The sequence below is a fragment of the Anaerostipes sp. MSJ-23 genome, from assembly GCF_018918155.1.
Classification (GTDB): Bacteria; Bacillota; Clostridia; order Lachnospirales; family Lachnospiraceae; genus Anaerostipes.
The window spans coordinates 292,415-306,016 of the sequence record NZ_JAHLPY010000001.1 but is presented as its reverse complement, the minus strand read 5'-3'; the positions used below and the strand labels follow the sequence as shown (position 1 = coordinate 306,016).

General features: G+C 35.7%; 13 protein-coding genes and 2 tRNA genes. All 15 read left to right on the top strand.

Going from position 1 to position 13,602, the window contains the following annotated elements; all coding sequences use genetic code 11:
- The first annotated feature begins 6 nt into the window (after window positions 1-6).
- The 15 genes from KQI71_RS01515 to KQI71_RS01445 all read left to right on the top strand — a co-directional run bounded on the left by KQI71_RS01515 (window position 7) and on the right by KQI71_RS01445 (window position 13,589).
- The gene (locus KQI71_RS01515) at window positions 7-1,440 is read left to right on the top strand and encodes a C39 family peptidase (protein ID WP_216433375.1); all 1,434 of its coding nucleotides are present in this window, start codon (window positions 7-9) and stop codon (window positions 1,438-1,440) included.
- A gap of 163 nt (window positions 1,441-1,603) precedes the next feature.
- Window positions 1,604-1,676 (top strand) — tRNA-Val (locus KQI71_RS01510).
- Window positions 1,677-1,710: 34 nt separating this feature from the next.
- A tRNA-Met gene (locus KQI71_RS01505) sits at window positions 1,711-1,784 on the top strand.
- A 115-nt stretch (window positions 1,785-1,899) separates the two neighbouring features.
- Complete coding sequence (ispF, locus tag KQI71_RS01500; RefSeq protein ID WP_216433373.1) at window positions 1,900-2,382, top strand: 2-C-methyl-D-erythritol 2,4-cyclodiphosphate synthase; 483 nt, start codon at window positions 1,900-1,902, stop codon at window positions 2,380-2,382.
- The gene (locus KQI71_RS01495; protein WP_253287875.1) at window positions 2,379-3,455 is read left to right on the top strand and encodes a GNAT family N-acetyltransferase; all 1,077 of its coding nucleotides are present in this window, start codon (window positions 2,379-2,381) and stop codon (window positions 3,453-3,455) included. Before ispF ends, KQI71_RS01495 begins: the two co-directional genes overlap by 4 nt.
- A 3-nt stretch (window positions 3,456-3,458) precedes the next feature.
- Window positions 3,459-5,051 (top strand): MBL fold metallo-hydrolase RNA specificity domain-containing protein, encoded by a 1,593-nt coding sequence (locus KQI71_RS01490; protein WP_216433370.1) that lies wholly within the window; start codon window positions 3,459-3,461, stop codon window positions 5,049-5,051.
- Window positions 5,052-5,149: 98 nt separating this feature from the next.
- Window positions 5,150-5,344, top strand: a complete 195-nt coding sequence (locus KQI71_RS01485) for a heavy-metal-associated domain-containing protein (RefSeq protein ID WP_216433368.1) — start codon at window positions 5,150-5,152, stop codon at window positions 5,342-5,344.
- A gap of 279 nt (window positions 5,345-5,623) precedes the next feature.
- Entirely contained in the window at window positions 5,624-6,367 is a 744-nt protein-coding gene (locus tag KQI71_RS01480; protein ID WP_216433366.1) for a pseudouridine synthase, read from the top strand.
- Window positions 6,348-8,303 (top strand): NAD-dependent DNA ligase LigA, encoded by a 1,956-nt coding sequence (gene ligA, locus KQI71_RS01475; protein WP_216433562.1) that lies wholly within the window; start codon window positions 6,348-6,350, stop codon window positions 8,301-8,303. The genes KQI71_RS01480 and ligA overlap by 20 nt, the downstream gene beginning before the upstream one ends.
- Before the next feature lie 31 nt (window positions 8,304-8,334).
- Window positions 8,335-9,246, top strand: coding sequence for a homoserine O-succinyltransferase (locus tag KQI71_RS01470; protein WP_216433364.1), 912 nt, complete (start codon window positions 8,335-8,337; stop codon window positions 9,244-9,246).
- 12 nt (window positions 9,247-9,258) lie between these two features.
- The gene (locus KQI71_RS01465) at window positions 9,259-10,053 is read left to right on the top strand and encodes an HAD family hydrolase (RefSeq protein WP_216433361.1); all 795 of its coding nucleotides are present in this window, start codon (window positions 9,259-9,261) and stop codon (window positions 10,051-10,053) included.
- Window positions 10,047-10,721 carry an HAD family hydrolase gene (locus tag KQI71_RS01460; RefSeq protein WP_253287874.1) on the top strand — a complete coding sequence of 225 codons (675 nt, stop codon included), beginning with the start codon at window positions 10,047-10,049 and terminating at the stop codon, window positions 10,719-10,721. The genes KQI71_RS01465 and KQI71_RS01460 overlap by 7 nt, the downstream gene beginning before the upstream one ends.
- Window positions 10,711-11,934, top strand: coding sequence for a bifunctional folylpolyglutamate synthase/dihydrofolate synthase (locus KQI71_RS01455; protein ID WP_216433359.1), 1,224 nt, complete (start codon window positions 10,711-10,713; stop codon window positions 11,932-11,934). Before KQI71_RS01460 ends, KQI71_RS01455 begins: the two co-directional genes overlap by 11 nt.
- Window positions 11,928-13,124, top strand: coding sequence for a tetratricopeptide repeat protein (locus KQI71_RS01450; RefSeq protein WP_216433357.1), 1,197 nt, complete (start codon window positions 11,928-11,930; stop codon window positions 13,122-13,124). The genes KQI71_RS01455 and KQI71_RS01450 overlap by 7 nt, the downstream gene beginning before the upstream one ends.
- Window positions 13,125-13,283: 159 nt before the next feature.
- Window positions 13,284-13,589 carry an STAS domain-containing protein gene (locus KQI71_RS01445; protein ID WP_216433355.1) on the top strand — a complete coding sequence of 102 codons (306 nt, stop codon included), beginning with the start codon at window positions 13,284-13,286 and terminating at the stop codon, window positions 13,587-13,589.
- Window positions 13,590-13,602: the final 13 nt, after the last annotated feature.

Genomic DNA, 13,602 nt, shown 5'->3' with positions numbered 1-13,602 from the left:
GAGCATATGAGAAGACATATAAAAGCAGGAGCAACTTTGCTGGTATGTGCAATGTTGACCTTGGGTCCGGCGACAGGAGTTCATGCAGAAGAAAATGTAAAATCTTCTTCTACGACGGCAGTTCAGCAGCAGGAGGCTGCCTCATCTACACAGAAGCAGGAATCTACAGAGTCAACGACAGAACATTCCACACAGACTCACACAAAAGAAAATACAACAACAGAAAAACATCATCAAAGTTCTGCAACAGAACATAAACATACAACAACAGAACATAAAAAAAATTCATCTACGCATAAAAAAAAGAATACAGATGCACAAAAGAAAAAGGAATTAGAAAAGAAAAAAGCAGCTGAGAAGAAAAAGAAGGAAGCAGAAAAGAAGAAAAAAGCGGCAGAAAAGAAAAAGAAAGAAGCTAAAAAGAAAAAAGCAGCAGAAAAGAAAAAGAAAGCGGCAGAAAAGAAAAAAAAGGAAGCGGAAAAGAAGAAAAAAGCAGCCGAGAAAAAGGAAAAAGAATCGAAAGCGATCATTCCAAAGGTTTACAATGATACGAGGCTTCAGATGAAGGATAAAAAAGAGACATTAAATGGATTTGTCTATTTTAATCAGGCAGATGAAGCATGGAATGAAAATGGATATCATATTCATAGCAGTGGATGTGGTCCGACTGCTATGGCTGTGTGCATTTCCTCTTTGACAGGAAAATGGGTAACACCATTGGATACAACAATCTGGGCATATGATCATGGATATTATAGCATTTCTGGAGCAGTTCATGATATGGTACCAGCCCTTGCAAAGCAATATAAATTGAAATGTAATGGATTACAGACAGATATTGCTTCCATTCGAAAGGCATTACAGGCAGGACATCCAGTTGTTGCATTGATGGGACCTGGATATTTTACGAGCAAAGGACATTTTATTGTTCTTGTTGGAATTGACAAGGATGATCAGGTGACTGTGGCAGATGTTGGAAGCAGAGGAAGAAGTGCTTATAAATATCCGTTAAAAGATGTTGTAAGTCAGTCAAAATCAGCATCAGCAGGAGGCCCTTTCTGGGAAATTTATAATCCAAAACAGGAAGATCAGAAAGTAAAAGATGCGACGAAGAAACAGATCGAAGATGCAAAAGTATTAACGGTAAAGAAACACAGCAAAGAATATTGGGACATGTATTACGATATTAAAGCGGTACTTCAGAAAAATTATCAGTTGATAGTTCCTCTTAAGGAAGGAAAACTAACACCAGAAGAACAGATGGTTACACTTGTAAATTTAAAGATTAATGATGAAGTAACGATCGTGGATAGTCATAATCAGATGAAGACAGATATCACTTTGGGAGAGATTGTAGAGCAAATTAATAAAAAAGCAGTGAATGGATCTTTTCAAAAAACAGTAACAATTGACCCAAATCATATTAGTTTTACCAATTAATTTTCAATGGCAGAAGTACGAAAAACCACGTATTTCTGCCATTTTTGGCGATTTACAAAAAATAATTAAAAAAAATTGAAAAAAGTGTTGACATTTAGAACAGAATGAAGTATACTAATATCTGTCGTCAGGCAAGAGCAATAACGACAACAACGAATCAAGCGGGATCATAGCTCAGCTGGGAGAGCATCTGCCTTACAAGCAGAGGGTCACAGGTTCGAGCCCTGTTGGTCCCATTTCATGAGAAATCATGAATGGATAATTACATATGGCGATGTAGCTCAGTTGGCTAGAGCATACGGTTCATACCCGTAGTGTCAGCAGTTCGAATCTGCTCATCGCTACTTATCAGAGATGTATTTGAGAAAAATACATCTCTTTTTTCTTTCCGAAAACGTAAAATAAGGGTATAATAGAACTATAGAAAAAAAGAAAAACGACCGGAAGGGAGGACAGAATATGCGGATTGGAATGGGGTATGATGTACACAGGCTAACTGAAAATAGGAAATTGATTTTGGGAGGTGTAGAAATACCTTACGAGAAGGGGCTTCTTGGACATTCGGATGCGGATGTACTGCTTCATGCAATTTCAGATGCCTTGCTAGGAGCTGCAGCACTTGGGGATATTGGTAAGCATTTTCCAGATACAGATCCTAAATTTCATAATGCAGACAGTTTGAAGCTTTTAGAGGAAGTTGTAAGGTTAATTTATGAAAAAGGGTATACTGTTGGAAATGTAGATGCAACGATCATTGCACAAAAGCCAAAAATGGCACCACATTTGCCAAGTATGATTAAAAATATCAGCAGAGTGTTAAGAGTGGACCAAGGTCAGGTGAATGTAAAAGCAACAACTGAAGAAAAACTTGGATTTACTGGAGAAGGACTTGGAATTAGTGCACAGGCAGTATGCCTTCTAATGGAAAGGAAAGAAGCATGAGGCTTTTTTATGATCAAAAAGAGCATCGGGAAATGATCTTTAAAATGTACCAAGAAATTTTTGAAGATCCCAAACCATTTGCACAATATTATTTTGATGAAGTCTATAAAAATAATAAAGTGTTGCTTGCCATGGATCAGGAAGAATTAAAGGGGATGATTCATCTGAATCCTTATAAAATACAGATTTCAGATGAATCCCAAGAGCTTTTTTATATTGTAGCGGTTGCGGTAAAAAAAGAGTGCAGGCGACAGGGAATTATGGCCTCTATGTTAAAAAAGTGCCTTTGTGATATACAAGGGAAAAAACAACCATTTACATATTTGATGCCGGCTAATCGGGCTTATTATGAGCCATTTGACTTTGTTTTTGTTATGGACTGGAAACAATGTGTGATTTCAGGAGAAAAAAGCAGACATTCTGTTGGTGTAATTGAAATTGCAAAAGAAAAAGATTATCCGAAAATTTCCAGTTATTTGCAAGAATGTATGCAAGAATATGGAATTTATACAGTTCCCAATATAGAATATTTAAAACGTGCAGAAAAAGAGAGTCAAAGTAGCAATGGGCATCTAATGGTATGGAAAGTTGATGAAGAAATAAAGGGCGTTTTTGTACAAGGTCAGGAAGAAAATGAAACTTTTCTTCGTCTTTTTTATGCGAAAGAGCCAGAAGAGATGCTTCGTCAGATAAAGTCTCTTTATTCAGGAAGAGAAATAGAGATTACGGGAGGAAATCTGACAAGAGGAAATCTCACTCCTAAAATTATGGCAAGGATTACATCGTTAAAAGCATGGGAAAAGATACTAAAAGGAAAAAAGAACTTTTCATTTCGAATGATAGTCGAAGATCCATTGATTAAAGAAAATGATGGAATGTTTCATTTTCAATGGAATGGTCATAAAATGATGATAACAAAAGAAACAAAGGATGGTGATCAGGCAGAAAGAATTACAATTGGGGATTTAACCAGGGTATTTTTTGGATATCAGTCACAACCAATCTTAGAACAGCATCCAAATCTGGAAAATATCGTACCTGCAGGACCAGTATATATTTCTGAGGAGGTATGACTTATGAAAATCATGTTTATTGGAGCAGATCATGAGGTAACCGGAAGCTGCCATTATGTAGAATGTGGAAATAAAAAGTTTGTCGTGGATTATGGAATGGAACAAGGCATTAATATTTATGAGAATGTAGAAATGCCAGTTTCGGCCGCAGAACTTGATTTTATTTTATTGACACATGCACATATCGATCATTCCGGATTGCTTCCATTGTTATATGCAAAAGGCTTTCGTGGAAAGATTTATGCAACAAAAGCAACAACAGATTTATGTCGAATTATGCTTCAGGATAGTGCACATATTCAGGAATTTGAAGCGGAATGGAGAAATCGTAAGGCAAGACGTTCAGGAAAACCAGAGGTAATACCAACTTATACGGTAGAAGATGCAATTAATGTGATGGATTTGTTTGTTCCATGTGCATATAGTCAAAAAATTTCATTGTATGATAATATTGATATTCGCTTTACCGATATCGGACATCTTCTAGGATCCTCTAGTATTGAAGTTTGGCTTCGTGAGGGTGAAAATGATAGAAAACTTGTATTTTCAGGGGATATCGGAAATTATGATCAGCCGTTGATTAAAGATCCACAATATACGGATGAAGCAGATTATGTGATTATGGAGTCGACTTACGGGGATAGATTGCATGGAAAACATCCGGATTATGTCAGTGAGCTGGCAGGGGTGATTCAGAGAACCTTTGATAGAGGAGGAAATGTTGTAATTCCATCCTTTGCTGTCGGAAGAACGCAGGAACTCCTATATTATATCCGCCAGATGAAGGAAGAAGAACTTGTAAAAAATCATGGAGATTTTAAAGTGATTGTAGATAGTCCTCTTGCGGTAGAAGCAACCCATATTTTTCATAAAGATGTAGAAGAGACTTATGATGAGGAAGCAATGGATCTTGTAAATAAAGGAATTAATCCCATTTCTTTTTCTAATCTTCAGCTTTCCATTACAACAGAGGAATCTAAGGCGATCAACTTTGATGAGGAGCCCAAGGTTATTATTTCTGCCTCTGGAATGTGTGATGCCGGAAGAATTCGTCATCATCTGAAATGGAATTTATGGAAACCGGAAAATACAATTGTCTTTGTTGGTTATCAAGCTTACGGTACTCTTGGAAGATCTTTAATTGAAGGTGCCAAGGAAGTAAAATTATTTGGAGAGGTAATTCAGGTACAGGCAAAGATTATTCAGATGGATGGAATGAGCGGTCATGCTGACAAAAACGGACTGATTCGATGGGTGAATGAGTTTAAGAAGAAACCACAACTCGTTTTTGTTGTACATGGAGAAGATAAAGTATGTGATATTTTTGCGCAATGTTTAAAAGAAGAATATGGATATGAGACAAATGCTCCATATAGTGGCGATGTTTTTGACTTGATCGAAGGAAGATGGATCGGATGGGGGACCAGAGAGCTTGTCAAGAAGAAAACACGAAAAGAAAGCAATGCTTATGTGCGCTTGAAAGGAGCCTGCGATTTGTTATCTAAAGTTATCGCACAAAATGAAGGAGGAACCAATAAAGATCTTGGCAAATTTGCAGATCAGATTTTGGCACTTTGTGAAAAATGGCAGAGATGATCAAAAAAGACTACACAAAATTAAAAAAATCTGTTATGATGTTGGCGGTAAAGTCTAAAAGTATACAACAACTGTGATAGGAGGAAAGAATAACAGATATGACAGTATTAAAGGCAGACGATATGATGTGTGATCATTGCGTCGACAGAATTAAGAACGGACTTGAGGATGCCGATATTGAGGCAGAGATAGACCTGAGTGATAAAACGATAACCATTGATGCTGATGACGAAGTTGTAGAAAGGGCAAAAGAAATTCTTGGAGATCTTGGATATTTTGCCGAGGAGATTTGAACTGCAGCCTGATTGCGGGCGGTAGAATGTAAGATTCTATACAGATATTGAAGTAAACATAAAATAAAAATAAAGAGATATTACAGTGTATAAAAATGCTGTAATATCTCTTTTGCATTTTTTTAAGGATTATGTTACCATCTAATATGATATCTTGGGATAAGTTTACATTTCATAAAAAGAAAAGGAGGAGCTACTCGGCAAAATATCCAAAAACAAGTTTTCAAGATACAGAAACTTTATCAAAGAATCAATCAGAATTTTGAGTAGCAGCAGGAAATGGAAGAAAATAAGAGAAAAATAGATGGAGCTGTCCGTATTAATAAATATTTAAGTCAGGCAGGTATTTGTTCTAGAAGACAGGCGGATACTTATGTGGAACAAGGAAAAGTTCTGATTGACGGAGAAGTCGCAGTTAGCGGAGATAAAGTGATGCCTGGACAGGAAGTAACATTTTGCGGAAAGCCGGTAAAAATTCAAGAAAACTTGATTTTTCTTGCCTTTCATAAGCCAAGAGGAATTGTTTGTACCTCAAGCAAAAAAGAGAAAGATAATATCATTGATTATTTAAATTATCCGCAAAGAATTTATCCAGTAGGAAGACTTGATAAAGATTCACAAGGGCTTATTTTACTAACAAATGATGGAGAGGCTGCCAATCAGATCATGAAGGCACGTAATTATCATGAAAAAGAATATGAGGTTACTGTAAATAAAAGAATTACAAAGGAATTTTTAGATGGAATGCGAAAACCTGTGCCATTAGATGAAATTGGAGCAGTAACAAGAAAATGTAAGGTAACAAAAGAAGGTCCTTATCAATTCCGGATTATTTTGACACAAGGATTAAATCGTCAGATTCGTCGAATGTGTGAATATTTTGGGTATCGGGTAACGAAACTAAAAAGGGTTCGTGTAATGAATATCAAACTTGGAGATCTGAAAGAAGGGTCTTACAGAGAGTTAAAAGGCAGGGAACTACATCAATTAAGAGAGGAACTGGATCGTGAGTCAATTAGATAGAATGAAAGAGCTGATTCGTGTGCTAAATGAAGCAGGAAAGGCATACTATCAGGAAAATAAGGAGATTATCAGCAATTTTGAATATGATAAAATGTATGATGAGCTAAAAAAGCTGGAAGAGGAAACAGGAACTGTTTTATCAAATAGTCCAACGATTCATGTAGGATACGAATTGATGACATCTCTTGCAAAAGAGACCCATCCGTCACCAATGCTTTCCCTCGATAAGACAAAAGAGCCATTGGAACTTAAGGAATGGCTTGGAGAGCAAAGTGGACTTTTGTCGTGGAAATTGGATGGATTAACGATTGTATTGACTTATGAAAATGGTCAGCTTGAGAAAGCAGTAACAAGAGGAAATGGAGAAGTTGGCGAGGTTGTAACAAGCAATGCAAGGGTATTTGTCAATATTCCAAGAAAAATTTCTTATCATGGAACGCTGGTTATTCGAGGAGAAGCTGTGATTCCATATTCCGTTTTTAAAGAAGTGAATGAGCAATTGGAGGACGTGGATAGTCAGTACAAAAATCCGAGAAATTTATGCAGTGGTTCCGTAAGACAATTAAACAGTGAAATTACGGCAAAGAGAAAGGTTCATTTTTATGGATTTAGTATTGGAGAAGTTGCAGATGTAGATTTCCATAATTCTATGGAAGAAAAAATTCAATGGGCACAAACTCTTGGATTTGAAATGGTACCTTATGTAAAAGTAACAAAAGATAATATAGAAGAAGTTATCGAACAGTTTTCAAAAAAGATCAAAGATTTTGATCTTCCTTCGGATGGACTTGTTCTGTTGTATGATGATATTGCATATGGGAAAAGCCTTGGGAGAACTGCAAAGTTCCCAAAAGATTCCATTGCATTTAAGTGGGCAGATGAAACCGCAGATACAAAGCTCTTAGAAGTAGAATGGAGTCCGTCGAGAACTGGTCTGATCAATCCAGTAGCAATCTTTGAACCAGTAGAACTAGAAGGAACGACGGTAAGCCGGGCAAGTCTTCATAATATTAGTGTGATGGAAGAATTAGAACTTGGAATCGGGGATGAAATCACCGTATATAAAGCAAATATGATCATACCACAACTTGCCGAAAATAAGACAAGAAGCGGACATATAGAGATTCCAAAAGTTTGCCCGGCGTGTGGTGGTATTACAAAAATTGAAATGGATAATGGAGTAAAAACACTTCGATGTACCAATCAATTTTGCAGTGCAAAAAAATTAAAATCATTTTCTCATTTTGTATCAAGAGATGCATTAAATGTTGATGGATTATCTGAGGCTATATTAAGCAGAATGATTGAAAAGGGATTTTTAAAAGAATTGTATGATTTATTTACATTAAGTCAGTACAAAGAAGAAATTATTGAAATGAAAGGGTTTGGGGAAAAATCCTATGAAAATTTAATCCATGCGATTGAAAATGCAAGGCATCCGTTTTTAGCTAATTTTATTTACAGTCTTGGAATTGAAAATGTTGGACTTTCGAATGCTAAATTAATTTGTCGTTATTTTGAGGATAATTTTGATTTGATTTGTCATGCGAAGGTAGAAGATTTCGTAGCAATCGATCAGATTGGTCCAATGATCGGCGAGGCAATGGTATCTTATTTCGCGACACCACATAATCAGGAAGTTCTTAAAAAACTTTTGTCGTTTTTACAATTTAAAAAAGAAGAAAAAACAAGCCAGAAAGCTATTCTTGACGGGAAGACTTTTGTAATCACAGGATCGCTTGAACACTTTGATAATCGCAAACAGTTACAGGAAAAGATTGAACAACTTGGAGGAAAAGCGACCGGATCTGTTTCTAAAAAAACAGATTATTTGATTAACAATGATAAAGAGTCTTCCTCATCCAAGAATAAAAAAGCAAAAGAACTTGGAATACCGGTTTTAAGTGAAGAAGATTTTCTGGCTATGATAAAATAAAGAAAAGACAGGAAAAGGAGTGTGTAATGTTATGCCAATTCGAATAGATAGTGATCTGCCAGCAAAGGCAATTTTGGAAGAGGAAAATGTGTTTGTAATGGACAATGAAAGAGCGTGTATGCAGGATATTCGTCCGTTGCATATTGCGATTTTAAATTTGATGCCGAATAAGCTGGATACGGAACTTCATCTGCTGCGAAGCCTTTCCAATACTCCGCTGCAATTGGATATTACATTTTTGCAGACAGAATCTTATGTACCGACGCATGTGCCGGAATCACATATGGAAAAATTTTACCATTATTTTTCAGAAATCAAAGGTCAGCGTTTTGACGGACTGATTATCACAGGAGCACCTGTGGAATTAAAAGAATTTGAAGAAGTTGATTACTGGAAAGAGGTTGTTGAAATTATGGAATGGTCGAAAACTCATGTAACATCGACCTTACATATATGCTGGGCAGCCCAGGCAGGACTTTATTATCATTATGGAATTAAAAAACATATTTTAAATAAAAAAATATCGGGAGTTTATGAGCATCATCCACTGCATAATAAGATACCATTGGTTCGTGGTTTTGATGATACATTTTATGTACCACAGTCAAGAAATACAGGAGTTGATGGAGAAGCTATCCGTAATAATAAGGAACTAACAATTGCGGCAGAGTCGGATGAAACAGGTCCTTATTTGATCTTAAATCAAACAGGAAGCCAGATCTTTGTAACCGGACATCCAGAATATGATGTAATGTCGCTTCATCTTGAGTATGTCAGGGATGTAAAAAGAGGACTCCATCCGGATATTCCAAAGAATTATTATAAAGATAACGATCCGACAAAGCCGCCGGTAAAATCATGGAGATGTCATGCAAATGCTATGTATTATAACTGGCTGAATTATTATGTGTATCAGGTAACCCCTTATGATCTGGATTTATAGAGAGGAAAGAAAATGATTAAATTAATTGCAACCGATATTGATGGAACTTTGCTGGAAGAAGGAACATTAAATTTGAATCCGGAATATTATGATGTGATTCGTGAATTAAGAAAACGAGGTGTCTTGGTAGCAGCAGCAAGCGGAAGACAAAGATCAAGCATTGAAAAAGTATTCCGTCCAGTCATTGATGATATTATTGCAATATCAGAAAATGGAACATGCATTTATTCAAAACAATATCAGCATGTTGATAAAATGCAGCCGGAAATTGTAAGAGCTTTTATTGAGGAAGCGAGACAATATCCAGGATGTGAAATTGTAGTCAATCAAGATAATATGAGTTATTTTGAAAATGATGGGATTAAAATGCAGCTTGTAGATCATTATGGTTACCGTGGTGAAATGGTAGATGATGTATGTGCATATGCTGATGGAGCATGCAAAGTTAGTGTTTATCATCACAGATGTGCAGAAGAAATTCTTGGACAAGATTTCTTAGAGCGATGGAATCGTGTAATTCATGCTGTAGTTTCGGGAGAAAAATGGATTGATTGTTCGAACAAAGGAGTGACAAAAGGTTCTGCATTGAAACATTTTCAGGATGCTTACGGAATTACTCCAGATGAGACTCTTGCATTTGGAGATAATTTAAATGATATTGAAATGTTAAATTGTGCAAGTCATAGTTTTGCAGTTGCGAATGCAAGAGAGGAAGTAAAGCAAGCAGCGAACTTTTTAACTGCATCCAACAAGGAAGATGGTGTTTTACAGGTATTGAAAGCAGTTTTGAGAGGTGAATTATGCTGAAAGCTGTAATTTTTGATATGGATGGTGTTATTGTAGATACAGAACCTGGGTATTTTCATGCAATTAACGATTTTCTTGCACATTTTGGAAAATCCATTGATAAAAAATTTAATGAAAGACTTTTTGGTGTTTCCAGTAAATATGCATGGGAACAAATTATAGAACATACAGGGCTTACAGATTTAACAGCACAGCAAGGTGTTGAAGGTATGGAAAATGAAAGGGAAAAGAGACTTAAAAAAGAAGGTTATCAGCCAATCGATGGAACCATTGCCCTGATAAAATCACTATCTGAGAAAAAGATTCCGATTGCAGTTGCATCTTCTTCACCAATAAAGGAAATTGATCGTGTGATGGATGTTTTAAATCTGAGATCTTATTTTCAAAGTATTGTATCAGGGAGTGACGAATGTAAAAATGCGAAACCATTTCCAGATGTCTTTTTAAAGGCGGCACAAAAACTTGGAGTAGATCCCAAACACTGTTTAGTCATTGAAGATTCTGATAATGGAGCTCTTGCAGCAAAACGGGCTGGAATGAAAGTTATTGGATATCAAAATCAGGAGTATGGAAATCAAAAATTAAAAGACGCAGATTATGTGGTAACAGATATGAAAGATGTGACATATGATCTTTGTAAAAAAGTAAGGGATGCAGATGAAATATAAAGAATGTCTTGATTATTTAAATAGAACAGCAAAATTCGCCAAAAAAACATCACTTGATAATATAAAATATTTGTTGGAATGTCTTGGAAGCCCACAACATGATCTTTGTTTGGTTCATGTGGCAGGAACAAACGGGAAGGGATCCGTGTGTGCATTTTTAGAATCAATGCTTTTGGAAAAAGGAAAAACAACTGGAGTTTTTTCGTCCCCGCATATTTTATCTATAAACGAACGCATTCGCTTGAATAGAGAAAATATCAGCCAGCAAGATTTTGAAAATGTTTTTACAAAAGTATATACGGTGGTACAAAAGGCTCTGAAAGAGGGATTTGTTCATCCATCTTTTTTTGAATTTTTATTTTTGATGGCAATGGTAAGTTTTCAAGAAAAACAGCCAGATGTTTGTATCATTGAAACCGGAATGGGCGGACGTTATGACGTGACCAATTTAATTATGCCAAAATTATGTATTTTGACAACGATTAGTTTAGATCATATGGAATTTCTTGGGACAACATTAAAAGAAATTGCCTTACATAAAGCCGGGATTATAAAAGAAGAAGTTCCAGTACTTTGTACTCGTCAAAAAAAGGAAGTTTTTGATGTGATTAAGCAGGAAGCGACAAAAAAAGGAGCTCCACTTATAGAAGTTTCTGAAGATAATCTTAATTTTCATGAAAAAGATGGAAAATATATTGATTTTTTAAGTGTCAATGCGTATGATAGGAGAAGAGTTTGGGGAGCGTTTCAAAAAGAAAATCTTTCCCTTGCTTTGGAGGCGGAAAAAATATTGGATGGGCCAATCAGTGCATTTGATATTAGGAGTGCGTTAGAAAAAGTTGTACTCCCAGGGAGAATGGAAGAGATTGCACCTTCTGTTTTTGCAGATGTGGCTCACAATATACAGGGAATCGAGGCTTTCTGTGAAACTGTGAAAAAACAGTTCCCTGGGAAAAAGAGGATTCTTTTTGCAGCCTCTCATAAAAATGAAGAAGAAACTATGCGTCAAATGCTTGAAAGAATACCTGGAGTTGAAAAAATTTATCATATTCAGATTTCCGGGAGAAACGTTGACATCGAACAGTTTCAGGACGCATTTGACCAGATGATGATGTATAAAGAAGATGATACGGCCTGTTTTGTTGCCGGGTCGTTTTATCTGGTCGGAACCGCAAAACAATATATCAGTCAGGAGGAAGTAGAGAAATGTTAAATTTTAACCAGGAGTTGGAAAAATTTCAGCCTTGTGCAGACCTGGAAGCAGCAGAAGAAAATTTCGATGGAGAAGAACTGGAACAAATTAAGAAAAATAAAACAGAATTATATAAAGCAAACCAAATGCTAAAAAAATATAATCAGGCTTTAAATTATGCAAAGCAGGGAAATGACGATTTAGCAATGCTTCAGCTGAAAAATGTAGTAGCAACAATACCGAACTTTACGGATGCATATTTGTTAATCGCATTACTTTCTATAAAAGCAAAGGATTCTGCATCTGCAAAAGAAGCGCTTGATACAATTCTTTCTATGGACCCACAAAATCAGTCGGCAAAAGATTATATGCAAGAAATTCAGGTAAAAGCAGAATCTTCTAATGATAAAAAGTCGGCAGAGGCAGAAAAAAAAGAAAAGAAAAAAGAAAAAATAAAGACAACGGAGGAATCTGAAAAACCTAAGATGAAAAATCCATTTACAAGCAGTCCTGTGGAAGAAGGCAGACCATCCAAAAGTCCGATGTTTTATATGGTAACAGGGATTATCATTGGTGTAATTGTTGCATCGGTTTTGATCTATCCAACATTAAAACAGAGCTTTAAACATAAAAGCAATAGTCAGGTAGAGGATTATCAGGAACAAATTCTTGCAAAAGATACACAGTTAAAAGATAATAATAAGAAAGTAAAAGCTGCACAGGATGCTCAGAAAAAAGCAGAAGATGAATTAAAAGAATATATCGGATCAAGCAAAAAAGCTGGTGTTTATGATTTATTATTAAAGGCATTGCAGCAGTATGCAGATAAGAATTATACAGAAGCAGCTAATGCGCTGGTAGAAATTGATCGTTCAAAACTTACAACTAAAAATATGAAAAGTATTTATGATGATCTTAAGACAAAGGTGACTCCTTATGCATATAACGGATTGTATGGAAAAGGATATAGCGCATATGTTTCAAGAAATTATAAAGGTGCAATCAATTATTTGAAGAAGGCAATTAAATTTAAAGATACCAATGTTAATGCATATATTTATCTTGCAAAATCTTATGAAGCAAACAAAGATAAGAAGAATGCGATTAAAACATACCAGGCAATTATTAAGAAATTCCCTTCTACCAACAATGCTACAAGTGCACAGGCACAGATTAATCGTTTACAACAGAAAAAAACAAAAAAACTTTAACGAAGTGAAACGAAGGTAGTGAGAGAAATTATTGACTGTGAGTTGAAATAATATAGTTAATATTAAGGTACAAAAGATAAAAGAAAGAAGTATGGAAGTTTTCCTGCTTCTTTCTTTTATCTTTTTTTCTTTGAAAGGTTTATTAGGAAAGGAGAGCTTATGGCAACAGAATATCAGGTAGAAAACAGAGTATTGCACATTCGTCTAGATGGAGAGTTAGATCACCATCTGGCGCAAAAAGTTCGATATCAATGCGATGTTATTTTAAAATCTTATCCTATTCGTGACATTGAATTTGATTTTTCAAATAGTGAATTTATGGATAGTTCTGGCGTTGGAATGATTCTTGGAAGATATCGTCAGGTACAACCGATGGGAGGAAGTGTGATCGTTAGTCATATGAATAAAAACATCCGTCGGATTGTTCATATGGCAGGATTGCATCAGGTTGTAAAAGAGAAATAAGGGAGGAAAAAGA